This is a genomic window from Streptomyces sp. NPDC002835, from assembly GCF_053591995.1.
Genome location: NZ_JBSFUW010000044.1, coordinates 16,858 through 33,809 on the forward strand (window position 1 = coordinate 16,858; position 16,952 = coordinate 33,809).

A 16,952-nucleotide genomic window follows, 5' to 3' on the forward strand; every position below is an offset into this window, starting at 1 on the left:
CCTACCGACCCGGGCCACCGCCCACCGGCCGCTCTACCGAGCGGGCCGCCGTTCCACCACGACCTCCAGCGGCGCCCGGAAGGACAACAGGCCGAGCATCGGCGGTCGTGCCCCTTCTGGCGTGAGTCGGACCTCCGGCAGTCGGCGGGCCACCGCCCGCAGGGCGATCGCCGCCTCCGTGCGTGCCAACGACGCGCCAGGACAGCGGTGGCGTCCGGCGCCGAACGCCAAATGCTGACGGACGTTCGCCCGGTGCGGGCACATCCGCTCGGGGTCGGCGAACACGGCCGGGTCCGAACCGCTGCCCATCAGCATGAGGAGCAGCTGCGCGCCCGCCGGGAGTCGCGTACCCGCCAGTTCCACCGGTCGTGCGGTGACCCGGCGCCAGGAGGTCACCGGCGGCTCGCGCCGCAGTACCTCCTCCACCCACGCCTCGGCCAGGCCCGGTTCCTGCGCCGGGCGCGGCCAGAGTCCCGGCTCGCCGAGCGCGCTGCGCAGCACGGTCGCGATCAGCTGACCGGTGGTGGACTGCCCGGCGATGAAGATGAAGAAGCAGGCACTGACCGCGGTCGCCGTGTCCAGCGGTTCTCCATCGGGCAGGCGATGGCGGGAGAGCGCTCCGACGAACGAGTCCGGCGACGACGTGGCAGCGGAACCGCGTACGGTCTGTGTCAGCCACTGGTGGAACTCGCCGACGAGGCGGGCCAGTTCAAGCTGCCGCTCGGCCGAGGGCCGGCCCCAGAACAGCTCCAGCGACGCGTCGCTCCAGCGGATCAGCGTGTCGGGCGTGACACCCCGGATGCCCAGCAGTTCCATCAGCACCCGGCACGGCAGGATCTGGGCATAGGAGGCGAAGAGGTCACAGCGCCCGTCGGCGCCGACCCGGTCCCGCGCCGCGTCCAGCAGCTCCTCGGCGCAGCGCTCGATCACCGGCACGGCGGCCGCGACCCGCCGGGCGTTGAAGAACCGGTTGACCAGCCGGCGAAGCCCGGCGTGACTGTCGGTGCCGTTGTTGGCCAGCGCGGGCGGGAGCGTGAAGCCGGCCCTCGCGAGCGTCCGCAGGACGGCGACAGGCAGCGGGGCGAGCGCGTGCTGCGCGTTGTCGGGCAGGAAGACGGCGGGTTCGGCCAACACCCGGCGCACGTCCTGGTGGCGGCTGACCAGCCACAGCCCCGTCGCCTCGTCGTGGTGCACTGGCGCCTCGGCGCGCAGGACGTCCAGCCACGGGTAGGGGTCGCGTACGAAGCCCTCGCCGAGCAGGTCGAACCGGTCATCCGCCGGATCGAACCGGTCATCCGCCCCCGGAGCGTCCCCGGTCCGCGTCGCGTGCGCCGAACCTCTCCGATCAGGCATGTCGGCCACCTCGGGTGCCGCCACCGCGGTGTCCGAGGTCCGCACGTACGGGGCCGGAAAAGTCACGCGCGGACGTTAACACGCACCGTCTGCCGTCCTCGCCCGCATGTGCCCGGTATCACGCACCGGGCATGGGATCCGCCCGGCCCGGCCCGCTCCATCCGGCCCGCGCCGCCCCCGCCGCCCGCCCGTGCGGCGGGGCGTGGCGCGCGTGAGCCGTGTCTCACCGGAGCGGCCACGGCTTGCCTATGCAACAAGTTGCATAGCAGGATCGCCGTATGGCGCTCGAACACGCGATCCTCGTCTCCCTGCTGGAGAAGCCGGGCTCCGGGTATGAGCTGGCCCGGCGGTTCGAGCGGTCCATCGGCTACTTCTGGACGGCCACCCACCAGCAGATCTACCGCGTCCTCAAGCGCATGGAGGCCGACGGATGGATCGATGTGCGGGAAGTGGCGCAGCAGGGCCGGCCGGACAAGAAGGAGTACTCGGTCTCGGTGCACGGCCGGTCCGCCCTGGGTGAGTGGCTCCACGAGCCGATCCAGCCGGAAAGCGTTCGGCACGAGCTCGCCGTGAAGATCCGCGGGGCGGCCTTCGACGACCCGCACGCCCTGATCGGCGAGGTCGAGCGGCATCAGCGGATGCACCGGGACCAGCTCGAGCACTACCTCGCCGGCGAGCGACGGGACTTCGGGCGGAGTGAACCCGCCGCGTCCGGCGGCCAGGCTGTCGACGACCGACCCCCGGGCGGTCAAGCTCCCGACGCCGGGCGGGAGTTGCAGCATGCCGTCCTCCGCGGCGGGATCGCGTACGAGCGGATGATGATCGCCTGGCTCGACGACGTACTGGCCACCCTGCGCCGCCTCGACCGCGACCGATGAAGGCGTCCGTAGCCCACGCACTTACCCCCCGGGCCCTCGTCGGCCCGCACCACCCCTCTTCCTGCCCCTCGACACCCCGAGCCGGAAAGGCACCCCTCATGGCTGACCCGCTGCTGTTCAACCCTCGCACCTACGACCCCGCGCACTTCGACCCGGAGACCCGCAGGCTGCTGCGCGCCACCGTCGACTGGTTCGAGGCGCGCGGCAAGCGCAGGCTGATCGAGGACTACCGCACCCGCGCCTGGCTCGCGGACTTCCTCGCGTTCGCCGCGGAGGAGGGGCTGTTCGCGACCTTCCTGACCCCCGCCGCCGAGGCCGGGGCGCAGCAGCAGGACAAGCGCTGGGACACGGCGCGGATCGCCGCCCTCAACGAGATCTTCGGCTTCTACGGGCTCGACTACTGGTACGCCTGGCAGGTCACCGTCCTCGGCCTCGGACCGGTCTGGCAGAGCGACAACGCCGCGGCCAGGACGCGTGCCGCCGAACTGCTGGACCAGGGCGAGGTGTTCGCCTTCGGCCTCTCGGAGAAGGCCCACGGCGCCGACATCTACTCCACCGACATGCTGCTGGAGCCCGACGGCGAGGGCGGCTTCCGGGCCCGTGGCTCCAAGTACTACATCGGCAACGGCAACGCCGCCGGACTCGTCTCCGTCTTCGGCCGCCGCACCGATGTCGAGGGCCCCGACGGCTATGTCTTCTTCGCCGCGGACAGCCGCCACCCCGCCTACCACGTCGTGCAGAACGTGGTCGACTCCTCCAAGTACGTCAGCGAGTTCCGGCTGGCGGACTATCCCGTCGCCCCCGAGGACGTGCTGCACACCGGCCGTGCCGCCTTCGACGCCGCGCTCAACACCGTCAACGTCGGCAAGTTCAACCTGTGCACCGCCTCCATCGGCATCTGCGAGCACGCGATGTACGAGGCGGTCACCCACGCCCACAACCGGATCCTGTACGGCCGCCCCGTCACCGCCTTCCCGCACGTGCGCCGCGAGCTGGCCGACGCGTACGTCCGGCTGGTCGGGATGAAGCTGTTCAGCGACCGCGCCGTCGACTACTTCCGCTCCGCGGGCCCCGACGACCGCCGCTACCTGCTCTTCAACCCGATGACCAAGATGAAGGTCACCACGGAGGGCGAGAAGGTCATCGACCTCCTCTGGGACGTCATCGCGGCCAAGGGCTTCGAGAAGGACACCTACTTCGCCCAGGCCGCCGTCGAGATCCGGGGCCTGCCGAAGCTCGAGGGAACGGTCCACGTCAATCTCGCGCTGATCCTCAAGTTCATGCGCAACCACCTGCTGAACCCGGCCGAGTACGCGCCCGTGCCCACCCGGCTCGACGCGGCCGACGACGACTTCCTCTTCCGGCAGGGACCGGCCCGCGGCCTCGGCTCCGTACGGTTCCACGACTGGCGTCCCGCCTTCGACGCCTACGCCCACCTGCCCAACGTCGCCCGCTTCCGGGAGCAGGCGGAGGCGCTGTGCGAGTTCGTCGCCACCGCCGCCCCCGACGAGGAGCAGAGCCGTGACCTCGACCTGCTCCTCGCCGTGGGACAGCTGTTCTCGCTCGTCGTGCACGGTCAGCTGATCCTGGAGCAGGCCGGGCTGACCGGCCCGGACGAGGACGTGCTCGACGAGCTGTTCGCCGTCCTGGTCCGCGACTTCTCCGTGCACGCCGTCGAGCTGCACGGCAAGGACTCCGCCACGGCTCAGCAGCAGAGCTGGGCCATGGCCGCGGTCCGGCGCTCCGTCGTCGACGAGGGCCGGGCGGCGCGGGTGTGGGCGCGCGTCGAAGCCCTCTCGGGGGCGTACGAGATGAAGCCCTGACCCGGTAGCGGCAGCGGGCGGTCCGGAAGCGGCCGGCGCGGGTTCCGCCCGCACCGGCCGCCCGGCGTGACCGGCGGCCGTACGGTGTCACCGGCCCCGGCGCAGTTCCCTGACCACGGCGCGGGTGCATGCGACGGCGCCCCACAGCAGGAGCACGTTCGCCATCGACCCCAGGCCGAATGGCAGCACCAGGTCGAGCGCGGACGGTTCCTGATCCGTGGTGTCGGGTTCGGCTCCGAAGGCCGGGGCGAGGATGTGGAGCAGCAGGATCGCGACCAGGACCGAGCCCGGGAAGGTCGCCAACTGGAGTACTGCCGTGGCCGGTTCGGTGCGGCCGAGATGTTCCACGACCAGCGCGCCGGCCGCCACGAGGGCCAGGTAGCAGGCGGCCGCGGTGCGGCACGGCCCGACGCCGCGACACAGGGTGCAGGGACGGGACATGCGGGCCTCCGCGGGGGCATGGGGCGAAATGCCCGCGCACCGAGAAGCACGAGCTGGGCTTGCCATATTATTGAACATGTTCAAGTCCTGTGTCGCGCGGGGTCCGAGTCCAGGACGGAACGGTGCGGGCCGCTCGGCAAGTCCCAGCCGGGCTCGCCGCGGGGAGCGCCCGTCCTGGCGCACAGCGGCTTTGTCCTGGCCCTGGAGGAAGTGGGGGAAGTCGACGCCAAAGGGCTTACGGAGTCGCGAGAGGGCCGCTAACTTGCTTACGGGCCACCCAAGTTGCGGCCCAGAACGACCTGTCGGCGTGACGGCGCACGCCTGCGGTTTCACGACGTGGCCCTCCCCGGGGCCACTCGGGCACCCCCCACCTCTTTCGGGAGACACCTGTGCGCCCAAGGCTCTTAGGATTCCGACGGGCAGCGGCCGGCCTTCTCGCCGCCCTGCTCTCCGCCGCACTCTTCACTCCCGCCGCGCCCGCGGCCGCGGCGCCCGCACCACCCACTCCACCCAGACCGCCCGCGGCCCAGCAGGCCGCCGCCGAGGAGTTCCAGCAGGTCACGCTCGCCAAGGGCGTCGCCGAGACCGGCGAGCCCATGACGATGGCCGTACTGCCCGACCGGTCCGTGCTGCACACGTCGCGCGACGGCACCGTGCGGATCACCGACGCGGCCGGCACCACCCGGGTGGCGGGCAAGCTGGACGTCTACAGCCACGACGAGGAGGGTCTGCAAGGCGTCGGCGTGGACCCCGGCTTCGCCTCCAACCGGCACATCTACCTCTACTACGCGCCCAAGCTCACCACCCCGGCCGGCGACACCCCCGGCGACGGCACGGCCGCCGACTTCGCCCCCTTCGACGGCGTCAACAGGCTCTCCCGCTTCACCCTCGCCGCCGACGGAAAGCTGGACACCGCCAGCGAGAAGAAGATCCTGGACGTCCCCGCCTCCCGCGGCATCTGCTGCCACGTCGGCGGCGACATCGACTTCGACGCGCAGGGCAACCTCTATCTGACGACCGGCGACGACACGAACCCCTTCGCCTCCGACGGCTACGCGCCGCTCGACGAACGCGCCTCGCGCAACCCGGCCTACGACGCCCAGCGTTCCAGTGCCAACACCAACGATCTGCGGGGCAAGGTGCTGCGGATCAAGGTCGCCGCGGACGGCTCGTACACCGTCCCCGCCGGCAATCTCTTCGCCCCCGGCACCGCCAGGACCCGGCCCGAGATCTACGCGATGGGCTTCCGCAACCCGTTCCGGATGAGCGTCGACCAGCAGACCGGGACCGTCTACCTCGGCGACTACGGCCCCGACGCCGGCACCGCGGACGCGTCCCGCGGCCCCGCCGGACAGGTCGAGTTCAACCGGATCACCAAGGCGGGCAACTACGGCTGGCCCTACTGCACCGGCGCCAACGACGCCTACAGCGACTACGACTTCGCCGCCGGGACCTCGGGCGCCAAGTTCTCCTGCGCCGCCCCGAGGAACACCTCGCCGCGCAACACCGGCCTGACCGACCTGCCGCCCGCCGAGCCGGCCTGGCTGCCGTACGACGGCGGCTCGGTGCCCGAGTTCGGCAGCGGTTCCGAGTCCCCCATGGGCGGACCGGTCTACCGCTACGACGCAGGGCTCGACTCCCTGGTGAAGTTCCCTGAGGCGTACGACGGCGACTTCTTCGCAGGCGAGTTCGGCCGCAAGTGGATACGCCGCATCGAACAGAGCGGCGACGGCACGGTCCAGTCCATCAACGCCTTCCCCTGGAGCGGCACCCAGGTGATGGACATGGCCTTCGGCCCGGACGGCGCGCTGTACGTCCTCGACTACGGCACCGGCTACTTCAGCGGCGACGAGAACTCGGCCCTGTACCGGATCGAGCACGTCACCGGCGGCCGCTCGCCCCTCGCCCGGGCCAAGGCCGACCGCACCTCCGGGCAGGCGCCGCTGACCGTGGCGTTCTCGTCTGCCGGCAGCTCCGACCCCGACGGCGACACGCTGTCCTACGCCTGGAAGTTCGGCGACGGCGCCACGTCGAACGCGGCCAACCCCTCGCACACGTACACTGCCAACGGCCGCTACACCGCCGAACTGACCGTCTCCGACGGCACCGGCCGGACCGCCACCGTCTCCGTACAGATCACCGTCGGCAACACCGCCCCCACCGTGCGCCTCGAACTGCCCGCCGACGGCAGCATCATCGACCCCGGCGCCGCCGTGCCGTTCCGCGTCACCGTGAGCGACCCGGAGGACGGCGCCGTCGACTGCTCCAGCGTCAAGGTGACCTTCATCATCGGCCACGACAGCCACGGCCATCCGCAGACCTCCGCCACCGGCTGCTCCGGGACCGTGCAGACCATCGCGGACGGCGAGCACGACCCGAACGCGAACATCTTCGGCGTCTGGGACGCGGAGTACACCGACAAGGGCGCGAACGGGCAGCCCGCCCTCACCACCCACGACCAGCACATCAGCCAGCCCACCCACCGCCAGGGCGAGCACTACGGCGACTCTGCCGGCGTGCAGGTCGTGAGCCACGCGGCGGCGCACGGCGGGAAGACCGTCGGCTACATCGACAACGGCGACTGGATCTCCTTCAAGCCGTACGTCCTCGGCAACGCCACCCGCTTCACGGCCCGCGTCTCCTCCGGCGGCTCCGGAGGCATCGTCGAGGTACGCGCCGGGTCACCCACCGGCACGCTGCTCGGCACCGTGACCGTGCCGGTGACCGGCGGCTGGGAGACGTTCGAGGAGGTCGGCACCGCACTGTCGAACCAGCCGTCCGGCACCACGACCCTGTACCTGGTCTTCAAGGGCGGCAGCGGCTCCCTGTTCGATGTCGACGACTTCCACTTCACCACCTCGGCCACCGGGGCCCGGACCGGCGAGATCAAGGGCGTCAACGGCAAGTGCCTCGACGTCGCCGACGGCGCGACGGCCGACGGCACGCAGGTGCAGCTCTGGACCTGCAACGCGACCGCCGCCCAGCGCTGGACGGTGCATGGCGACGGCACGCTGCGCGCGCTCGGCAAGTGCCTCGACGTGAGCGGCGGAGGCAGTGCCGACGGTACGAAGGTGCAACTGTGGACGTGCAACGGAAGCGGCGCCCAGCAGTGGTCCGCGCAGGCCGACGGATCGGTGCGCAACCCGCAGTCCGGCAAGTGCCTCGACGCCGAGGGCAGCACCTGGAACGACGGCACCAGGGCCCATCTGTGGACCTGCCACACCGGCCCCAACCAGACATGGACCCTGCCCTAGCAGGAAGGAGGCGACACCGACATGAGACGACACCTCATCACCCGCACCGGGGCCCTGCTCGCCGGGCTGCTCCTGTGCGCCGGCACCGCGCCCGCCGTGGCGTCCGCCGCTCCCGTTCCCTCGGAGACCGCCCCCGGCTCCGCCGTGCGGACGGCCGCCGACGACCCCGCGTACCGGGTCCTCGCCTTCTCCAGGACGGCCGGCTTCCGCCACTCGTCGATCGACGACGGGCTCACCGCCCTGCGCGAACTGGGCGGCGCCCACAACTTCACCGTGGACGCCACCGAGGACCCGACCGCCTTCACCCCGGCCAACCTCGGCAGATACCGGGCCGTGGTGTTCCTCTCCACCACCGGCGACGTGCTGAACGGGACGCAGGAGACGGCGTTCGAGCAGTACATCCGCGGCGGCGGAGGCTACGTCGGCATCCACGCCGCCGCGGACACCGAGTACGACTGGCCGTTCTACGCCGGACTGGCCGGCGCGCTGTTCCACTCGCACCCGCACAACCAGAGCGCGACGGTACGCGTCGAGGACCGCGCCCACGACGCCACCGCCCACCTCGGCAGCACCTGGCAGCGGTTCGACGAGTGGTACAACTACCGGTCCAACCCCCGCACCACCGCGCACGTCCTCGCCTCGCTCGACGAAGGCAGCTACTCGGGCGGCAACATGGCGGGGGACCACCCCATCGCCTGGTGCAAGGACTACGAGGGCGGCCGGGCGTTCTACACGGGCGGCGGCCACACCGACGAGTCGTACACCGAGCCCGCGTTCCGCCGGCATCTGCTCGGCGGAGTCCGGTGGGCGGCCGGGATGACCGAGGCCGACTGCCGGCCGGAGACCGGATACACCGCGCTCTTCGACGGCAGCGGGACGGCCGGCTGGGAGCAGGCGGGCCCCGGCTCGTTCTCCCTGGCCGACGGCACCCTCACCTCCCAGGGCGGCCTGGGAATGCTCTGGCACTCGGCCCGTGAGGTGACCGGCGACTACTCGCTGAAGCTGGACTGGCGGATGGACGGCGACGACAACTCCGGCGTCCTCATCGGCTTCCCCGCGTCCTCCGACCCCTGGTCTGCGGTGAACAACGGCTACGAGATCCAGATCGACGCCACCGACGCCGCCGACCGGACCACGGGCGCGGTGTACGGCTTCAAGTCCGCCGACATCGCCGCCCGCGACGCCGCCCTGAACCCTCCGGGGGAGTGGAACACCTACGAGATCCGGGTCACCGGCGAGCGTCTGGAGGTCTTCCTCAACGGCAGGAAGATCAACGACTTCACCAACACCGACCCGGCCCGCAGCCTGCGCCAGGGCCACATCGGCATCCAGAACCACGGCGACGGCGACCAGGTGTCCTTCCGCAACATCCGCCTCGCCGCCGCGGGCACCGGCTCCGGAACCGGCGAGATCCGAGGGGTGAACGGCAAGTGCCTCGACGTCGCCGACGGCGGCACGGCCGACGGCACGCAGGTGCAGCTGTGGAGCTGCAACGGGAGCGCCGCCCAGCGCTGGACGGTGCCCGGTGACGGCACGGTGCGCGCGCTGGGCAAGTGCCTCGACGTGAGCGGTGGGGGCAGCGCAGACGGAACCAAGATCCAGCTGTGGACCTGCAACGGGACCGGCGCGCAGAAGTGGTCGGCGCAGGCCGACGGCTCGGTGCGCAATCCGCAGTCGGGCAAGTGCCTCGACGCCGAGGGCGGCACCTGGAACGACGGCACCTGGGTCCATCTGTGGACCTGCCACACCGGCCCCAACCAGAAATGGACCCTGCCGTAACGAGTCGTACGGAGCCGTGAGGAGTCCGCAGCCGCATCCGCCCGGGCCCGCACGCGGGGCCCGGGCGGACCTCTGACCCGGGGGCGCGACCGGCGGGCGCTGCACGCCGGGCGTGGCAGGTGTAGAGAGGAGGTGTGCCGCAGCGCCTCGAAGGACTTCGCCCGTCGGCGCGAGCGGGCCGGGCGATGGTGGCCGTCCCGATCGCGCTGATGGTGGCCGTCGTCGTCATCGACGTTCTCGCGCCGCCCGACATCCACCTCGGCCCCCTGCTGGTCGCCGCCCCGGCGATCACCGCGTCGTTCGCCGGCGCCTGGACGACGGGGCTGGTCGCGGCCCTCGCGGTGGCGGCGCAGGCGTTCATCGCCGTCCTGCGCGACCGGGACGAGCTGTTCTCGGCGAACCACCAGGCGCAGATCGCCGCCCTGGTCCTGGTCGGATCGAGCCTCGTGATCTTCTGTGTGCTCCGGGAGCGCCGCGCCAGAGAGCTGATACAGGTGCGATACGTGTCAGAGACCGCCCAGCGCGTCGTCCTGCGGCCGCTGCCCAAGCACATCGGACCGCTGCGCGTCGCCTCGCTCTACCTCGCCGCCGAGGCGGAGGCCCAGATCGGCGGCGACCTGTACGCGGCCGCACGCACCGGCTCCGGCACCCGGCTGATCGTGGGGGACGTACGGGGCAAGGGGATGACCGCGGTCGGTGACGCGGCGCTGCTGCTCGGCGCCTTCCGGGCCGCCGCCCACCGCCGGGCGACACTGCCCGAGCTGGTGACGTATCTGGACGGAAGCGTGTGCTGGGACATGGCGGAACCGGGAGAGACGGACCGGTCCGGCGAGACCTTCATCACCGCCGTGATCCTGGACATCCCCGACCACGACCTGACGGTCGACATGGTCGACTGCGGACACCCGCCGCCGGTCGTCCTGCGCGACGGCCGCGTCAGGACCATCGACGCCGACCAGCCCGCGCCTCCGCTCGGCCTGGGCGACCTGGCGCACCCCCGCTACCACGTCGAGACCTTCACGTTCGAGCCCGGCGACCTCCTGCTGCTCTATACCGACGGGGTACTCGAGGCCCGCGACTCCACCGGCGCCTTCTACCCGCTCACCGAACGCATCTCCGGCTGGACCGGGAGCGACCCGGACGCGTTCTTGCGCCATCTGCGGCGCGACCTCCTGGACCATGTCGGCGGCCACCTGGGCGACGACGCCGCGATGATCGCCATCGAGCGCCCGCTCCCGTCCTGACCGTCTTGACGGGCTGCTCCGGGCACACGTGACGGCGACTCCGCCGGCCCGCAGGCCGACGGAGTCGCGCGGGGCTCGCGCCGGGCGCGGTCAGGCGCCGACGTAGGCCGCGAGGTGCTCGCCGGTGAGGGTGGAGCGGGCGGCGACCAGGTCGGCGGGGGTGCCCTCGAAGACGATGCGGCCGCCGTCGTGACCGGCGCCGGGGCCGAGGTCGATGATCCAGTCGGCGTGCGCCATGACCGCCTGGTGGTGCTCGATGACGATCACCGACTTGCCCGAGTCGACGAGCCGGTCGAGCAGGCCGAGCAACTGCTCGACGTCGGCGAGGTGGAGGCCGGTGGTCGGCTCGTCCAGGACGTACACGCCGCCCTTGTCCGCCATGTGCGTGGCCAGCTTCAGCCGCTGCCGCTCGCCGCCCGACAGCGTGGTCAGCGGCTGCCCGAGCGTGAGGTAGCCGAGCCCGACGTCGTCCAGCCGCTCGAGGATCTTGTGCGCCGCCTTGGGGTATCCCCCGCTCGAAGAGCTAGGGGAAGTGTGCGCCTCGCCGGCGCCGAAGAACTCCTCCGCCTCCGCGACCGACATCGCGAGCACCTCGCTGATGTCCTTGCCGCCGAAGGTGTACTCCAGCACCTCCGCCTGGAAGCGTTTGCCCTCGCACTCCTCGCAGGGGTTGGTGACACCGGCCATCATCGCCAGGTCGGTGTAGACGACGCCCGCGCCGTTGCAGTTGGGGCAGGCGCCCTCCGAGTTGGCGCTGAACAGGGCCGGCTTCACACCGTTGGCCTTCGCGAACGCCTTGCGGATCGGGTCGAGCAGTCCGGTGTACGTCGCCGGGTTGCTCCGCCGCGAGCCCTTGATCGCCCCCTGATCGACGGAGACGACATCCGCCCCGGCCGGAACCGACCCGTGGATCAGCGAACTCTTGCCGGAGCCGGCGACGCCGGTGACGACGCACAGCACGCCGAGCGGGACGTCGACGTCGACGTTCTTCAGGTTGTGCGTCGAAGCGCCGCGGATCTCCAGCGTGCCGGTCGGCTTGCGGACGTCCTCCTTGAGGGTGGACCGGTCGTCGAGGTGGCGGCCGGTGACGGTGTCCCCGGCCCGCAGCCCCTCGACGGTGCCCTCGAAGCAGACGGTGCCGCCCGCCGTACCGGCGCCGGGTCCGAGGTCGACCACATGGTCGGCGATCGCGATCGCCTCCGGCTTGTGCTCCACGACGAGGACCGTGTTGCCCTTGTCCCGCAGCCGCAGCAGCAGCTTGTTCATCCGCTGGATGTCATGGGGGTGCAGGCCGATCGTCGGCTCGTCGAAGACATAGGTCACGTCGGTGAGGGAGGAGCCGAGGTGGCGGATCATCTTGACGCGCTGCGCCTCGCCGCCCGACAGGGTGCCGGCCGGCCGGTCGAGGGAGAGATAGCCGAGGCCGATCTCCACGAACGAGTCCAGGGTCCGCTGCAGCGCGGTGAGCAGGGGCGCGACCGACGGCTCGTCGAGGGCGCGGACCCATTCGGCCAGGTCGCGGATCTCCATCGCGCAGGCGTCGGCGATGGAGATCTTCTTGATCTTCGAGGACCGGGCGCCCTCGCTGAGCCGGGTGCCGTCGCACTCGGGGCAGGTGGTGAAGGTGACCGCCCGCTCCACGAACGCCCGGATGTGCGGCTGCATCGCCTCCTTGTCCTTGGACAGGAAGGACTTCTGGATCTTGGGGATCAGACCTTCATAGGTGAGGTTGATGCCGTTGACCTTCACCTTGACCGGCTCGCGGTAGAGGAAGTCCTGCATCTCCTTCTTGGTGAACCTGCGGATCGGCTTGTTCGGGTCGAGGAAGCCCGACTGCGCGTAGAGCCCCACGGTCCACTGGCTGTCCGACTTCCAGCCGGGGATGGTGAACGCGCCCTCGGCGATCGACTTGGAGTCGTCGTAGAGCTGGCTGAGGTCGATGTCGGACACCGAGCCCCGGCCCTCGCAGCGCGTGCACATGCCGCCGGTGCGGTGGAACGTCGCCTTCACGGTCCTGGTCTTGGCGTCACCGCGATCGACGGTGATCCCGCCGCTCGCCCGGACGGACGCGGTGTTGAAGGAGTACGCGCTGGGCGGGCCGATGTGCGGCCTGCCGAGGCGGCTGAAGAGGATGCGCAGCATCGCGTTGGCGTCGGTGGCGGTGCCGACAGTCGAACGGGGGTCGGCGCCCATCCGCTGCTGGTCGACGATGATCGCGGTCGTCAGCCCGTCGAGTACGTCGACCTCGGGCCGCGCCAGCGTCGGCATGAAGCCCTGCACGAAGGCGCTGTACGTCTCGTTGATCATCCGCTGCGACTCAGCGGCGATCGTGCTGAACACGAGCGAACTCTTGCCCGAGCCGGAGACGCCCGTGAACACCGTCAGCCGGCGCTTCGGGATCTCGATGCTGACGTCCTTGAGGTTGTTCACGCGTGCTCCGTGCACGCGGATCAGGTCGTGGCTGTCGGCAGCGTGCGGCGCAGGCGACTGCTGGTCCGTCTTCGTGGCCTTGCTCATCGTCTCTCCATCCGTGGGGCGGGCCCGCCTGCGCGGCCTCCGCCGTCGTCGCCCGGCTCGATCCGACCAAGCTTCGATCCATACGTCCGGCTGCCCTCCGTCGCCGCGGCCGTCAGCAGTGCCCCGCCGCCCCCGTCGAAGGACAGCGGCACCCTATCCGGCCCCACTGACAGCCGAGGCGCCGTGCACCGCGACCTCATGGCGGCAAATGAAGGGGTGAAGTCCATGCCCGACCACGCTATGCGCGGCCCCGCCCCGGGCGCTTCTCGATTACTGACCGGTCCTGTCCCGGGCCACGCACACATGGCCGGCCGCCCGTGCGGGCGGCCGGCCAGGGCGGTTCCGGTCAGAGAAGGTCGGCGCTGCTCGCCGGCTCCCGGCGGGGCTGGTCGTTGATGCGGTGGCGCTCGATGGAGGAGCGGCGGTAGACCTCTTCGCGCACCCGCTGTATCTCGCCGATCGGCCGGTGGTCCTCACGCGTGCGCCACGGTGTGATCGACGTTCCGTCCGCCGCCGTGAGGTTCTCCTCGCCGCCGATGTCCTGGCGCGGCAGGTCGATCCGGGCGACCGTGACCCACGGGGAGAGCCGCTCCGGCCACTGGACCGACGTGTTGTCCACGGGCATCCGCGCGAGATCGGCGTTGAGCTGGGCCTGCAGTTCGAAGGCGTGGTCGCGCTCGACGGCCTCCGCCACCAGCGTGTTGCGGAACGCCTCGCCGTCCGCCTGCACATCGACGTCGAGGTGCGCGACGGAGGAGACCGGGACCGTGCGGATCTTGGCGATGTGATCGCCGTACCGGAAGGCGCCCATGCTGTTGTACGTGTAGGAGAGCAGGTTCCGGCGCTGCACCTGGGTGAACGAGAGCATGGCGAACAGCTCGTCCCACAGCCACTCGTCCGCGCTCGCCAGCGTCCCGCGGCGGGTGAGGAATTCGCCCATCCACGACTTGCGCCGGGACGGATTCACCAGGGCGTCGGGCAGCTCGGCGAACAGGTCCTCGATGACCATGTAGTCGTACGCGGTGTTGGCGAAGAACACCGTGTTGTTGATCAGGTTCAGATCGAAGGTGCCGGTGTCGGACTCGTCGGCGAGCAGCGTCGTGCCGGGCACGCCGAACATCTTGACGCCCATGCCGCACGCCGCGCCGAGCAGCGAGTCGGCGCGGAGATGGCCGAGCCCGTTGGAGTAGCGCACGACCGCGTCGTACGTCGCGGGGGTGGCGAAGATGCCCTGGGCGTAGGGGGCCGGGACATCACCGATCGTGACCGTCGCCTTCATCAGGCCGTAGGTCTTGCCGTGGGCGGTGCGCACCGCGCGTCCCACGCCCTGCCGCTCCACGGACTCACGGGTGCGGCGGCCGACGGTGCTGACGACCTCGTCGAGTTCCTGCTGGTAGGTGGGGCGTTCGACGGGGGTGTACTGCTCGTACCGGACGAATTCCATCGCGGGTCTCTCCTCTTCGTGTTCACCGCTCGAGGCCGTGTTCTCCGTTCCCAAAGAAACATAGCGCACGATTCAATCGTGCACGATGTAACTGCTTGTGAGGAAGCCCACGAGAATGACGGAACTCCGGTCAGCCGGCGGGCGTACCCAGCCGGTCGGTCAGGGCGCGCAACTGGTCACGCAGCTGCGCCGCCTCCTCGGCCGTCAGCCCATAGGCCCGGCCCATCGACCCCGGCACCTCCTCGGCGCGCTCCCGGAGCGCCCGGCCCCGCTCCGTCGCATCGACCGTCACCACCCGCTCGTCGTCCGGCTGCCGCTCCCGGCGCAGCAGCCCCGCGCTCTCCAGCCGCTTGAGCAGCGGCGACAGCGTGCCGTAGTCGAGCCCGAGCACCCCGCTCAGCTCTTTCATCGGCACCGGACCGCGCTCCCAGACGGCGAGCATCACCAGATACTGCGGATACGTGAGGTCCAGCGCGGCCAGCACCGGCCGGTAGGCCGCCGTCACCGCCCGCGACGCGGAGTACAGCGCGAAACACAACTGGTCGTCGAGGGTCATGGACGCGGCCGGGGTGTCGTTGTCTGCCATGCCCCCATTCTCGCCAGCCGCTGAACCAGCCGCCGAACCCGTCACCGAACCAGCGCCGAACGAGTCGTCGCCCCGCGCCGGGCGGACGCGGGGCGACGGGAGGGGGAGGATCAGGCGGGGGTGACGTTCTCGGCCTGGGGGCCCTTCGGGCCCTGCGTGACGTCGAACTGCACCTTCTGTCCCTCGGCGAGTTCCCGGTATCCGGTGGTGGCGATGGCCGAGTAGTGGACGAACACGTCCGGGCCTCCGCTGTCCTGGGCGATGAAGCCGAAGCCCTTCTCAGGGTTGAACCACTTCACTGTGCCGGTAGCCATCGTGCTTGTTCTCCTTCGTGCGGACGCGGGAGCGGGCCCGCGTCGGGGGTGCGAGGCGATCGTCACGGCTGCGCGGCCCGCCGTGCAGCCGACACGCCCATGCACACGAGTGATCGTTTCATCGGGGGACGAAACGAGGAATCGAAAGGGAATCGACGGGCGGACCCGACGGCGGTGGCGCCCGCCGCCGTCAGGGCCGGGTCCGGGGCCGGACACGGCGGTGGGCAACGGCACCGGGTCCACGCCCGGCACCACGGTGTTGGACGCCGCGCCGATGCCTTCGACGGTCAGGGTGACCGTGTCACCCGGCTTCAGGGCGTCCGCTCGCCGCGCACGGCCCGAGGCCGACCCGCATCTCGGCGGACTGGAGGTCGCGGGCGCACCAGTTGTTGAAGCTCGTGTGGCCGACGATGTGGTCCCGCGCCTGCTCGGGGTCAGATCACGGCCCGGTCGGCCGACGACGGCCCGCGACCTCAAACTCGAAGTCCCCGTCAGCCGATCGTCAGCAGACCGGCGTCGAGGACCGCGCGGCGGAACGGGCTCGCGAGTTCGGCGAGGCGTTCGCAGTCGGTGTCACCGAGCGCGGCGTAGGCGGGCAGGGCCAGTCGGTCGGTGCGGTCCTCGATGTGCCTCCGTAGCCGCGCGCCCTCCGTGCTGAGGGACTCGCCGTCGAGAAGACCCCGCGTACGCAGGCGTTCCTCGGCGGCGGCCCACTCCTCCTCCGGCCAGGCGCGGCTCGCCTTGAGGAAGTCGACGGGGACGTCACCGGTGGCGGCGTGCAGGACCAGGGACTCCAGGGCGCCGACGCCCTCGCTCAGCAGACACGCGACATGGCCGTCGCCGCGGAACTCCCGGAGCAGCGTCTGCGCGTGCCACAGCTCCAGCACCGGCTCGTCCGGCCACGGCAGCGCGGCGTGCGCGGCGAACAGCGGGCGGCCCTGCACGTGGTCGCGGGCCGCCTCGGCCGCCCTGCGGGTCAGCGTCAGGACCTCGGGCAGAGCGGGGAGTTCGTGGACCTCCGCCCGTCGCAGGGCCTCCTGCGCGGCGGCGTGCCGCGCGTCCAGCACCTGCTGCGGCGTCGCCTTGTCCCAGACGCCGTCGATCGCCCGTCGTACGACAGCGGGGTTGAAATTGTAGAAGGTCGAGGCGACCAGCTCGGCGGAGGCCCGGCCGAAGGCGGCGCTCCGGGACGCGAAGTATCCGGCGTGGGCGCCCAGTCCGAGGTCGGTGTACCGCTGCCGTGCCTCGGGGACGAAGTAGATCATGGCGTGCAGGGGTTCGAGCCGGCGCCAGGCTTCTCGTGCGCTCTTCATCTCAGG

The 16,952-nt window shown here is 71.2% G+C and carries 12 protein-coding genes and 1 pseudogene; 5 read left to right on the forward strand and 8 right to left on the reverse strand.

The genetic code is table 11. The features are described 5' to 3' along the window. Positions 1-33 precede the first annotated feature (33 nt). Complete coding sequence (locus tag ACWD01_RS32110) at positions 34-1,353, reverse strand: cytochrome P450 (protein WP_451166773.1); 1,320 nt, start codon at positions 1,351-1,353, stop codon at positions 34-36. 278 nt (positions 1,354-1,631) lie between these two features. Between ACWD01_RS32110 and ACWD01_RS32115 the strand changes: the two genes are divergently transcribed. Both ACWD01_RS32115 and ACWD01_RS32120 read left to right on the forward strand, forming a co-directional pair. Then, positions 1,632-2,231, forward strand: coding sequence for a PadR family transcriptional regulator (locus ACWD01_RS32115; protein WP_451166775.1), 600 nt, complete (start codon positions 1,632-1,634; stop codon positions 2,229-2,231). A 98-nt stretch (positions 2,232-2,329) separates the two neighbouring features. After that, positions 2,330-4,054 carry an acyl-CoA dehydrogenase family protein gene (locus ACWD01_RS32120; protein WP_451166777.1) on the forward strand — a complete coding sequence of 575 codons (1,725 nt, stop codon included), beginning with the start codon at positions 2,330-2,332 and terminating at the stop codon, positions 4,052-4,054. An 87-nt stretch (positions 4,055-4,141) separates the two neighbouring features. Here the strand turns inward: ACWD01_RS32120 and ACWD01_RS32125 are convergent, their stop codons facing one another. Beyond that, positions 4,142-4,495, reverse strand: coding sequence for a hypothetical protein (locus tag ACWD01_RS32125; protein WP_451166779.1), 354 nt, complete (start codon positions 4,493-4,495; stop codon positions 4,142-4,144). 389 nt (positions 4,496-4,884) lie between these two features. On the opposite strand from ACWD01_RS32125, the gene ACWD01_RS32130 reads away from it, so the two are divergent. From ACWD01_RS32130 to ACWD01_RS32140, 3 genes are all read left to right on the forward strand, one after another. Then, positions 4,885-7,749, forward strand: a complete 2,865-nt coding sequence (locus tag ACWD01_RS32130; protein WP_451166781.1) for a PQQ-dependent sugar dehydrogenase — start codon at positions 4,885-4,887, stop codon at positions 7,747-7,749. Between the two features lie 21 nt (positions 7,750-7,770). Beyond that, positions 7,771-9,528 (forward strand): lectin, encoded by a 1,758-nt coding sequence (locus ACWD01_RS32135; RefSeq protein ID WP_451166783.1) that lies wholly within the window; start codon positions 7,771-7,773, stop codon positions 9,526-9,528. A 134-nt stretch (positions 9,529-9,662) separates the two neighbouring features. After that, the gene (locus ACWD01_RS32140) at positions 9,663-10,772 is read left to right on the forward strand and encodes a PP2C family protein-serine/threonine phosphatase (protein WP_451166784.1); all 1,110 of its coding nucleotides are present in this window, start codon (positions 9,663-9,665) and stop codon (positions 10,770-10,772) included. Positions 10,773-10,862: 90 nt separating this feature from the next. On the opposite strand, the gene ACWD01_RS32145 is transcribed toward ACWD01_RS32140, so the two are convergent. The 6 genes and pseudogenes from ACWD01_RS32145 to ACWD01_RS32170 all read right to left on the reverse strand — a co-directional run bounded on the left by ACWD01_RS32145 (position 10,863) and on the right by ACWD01_RS32170 (position 16,946). Beyond that, positions 10,863-13,289: an ATP-binding cassette domain-containing protein gene (locus tag ACWD01_RS32145; protein WP_451166785.1), complete on the reverse strand. Its 2,427-nt coding sequence runs from the start codon at positions 13,287-13,289 to the stop codon at positions 10,863-10,865. Positions 13,290-13,635: 346 nt separating this feature from the next. Next, entirely contained in the window at positions 13,636-14,733 is a 1,098-nt protein-coding gene (locus tag ACWD01_RS32150; protein WP_451166786.1) for a catalase family protein, read from the reverse strand. A gap of 130 nt (positions 14,734-14,863) precedes the next feature. Further along, entirely contained in the window at positions 14,864-15,319 is a 456-nt protein-coding gene (locus ACWD01_RS32155) for a MarR family winged helix-turn-helix transcriptional regulator (protein WP_451166788.1), read from the reverse strand. A 110-nt stretch (positions 15,320-15,429) separates the two neighbouring features. Then, a complete protein-coding gene (locus ACWD01_RS32160; RefSeq protein WP_451166790.1) occupies positions 15,430-15,633 on the reverse strand; it encodes a cold-shock protein in 204 nt (67 codons plus the stop codon). 156 nt (positions 15,634-15,789) lie between these two features. Then, positions 15,790-16,132, reverse strand: a pseudogene (locus ACWD01_RS32165) (fumarylacetoacetate hydrolase family protein); the annotation flags it as partial. Then, positions 16,125-16,946 (reverse strand): SCO6745 family protein, encoded by an 822-nt coding sequence (locus ACWD01_RS32170; RefSeq protein ID WP_451166792.1) that lies wholly within the window; start codon positions 16,944-16,946, stop codon positions 16,125-16,127. The gene ACWD01_RS32170 and the pseudogene ACWD01_RS32165, both read right to left, overlap by 8 nt. Between the last annotated feature and the right edge of the window lie 6 nt (positions 16,947-16,952).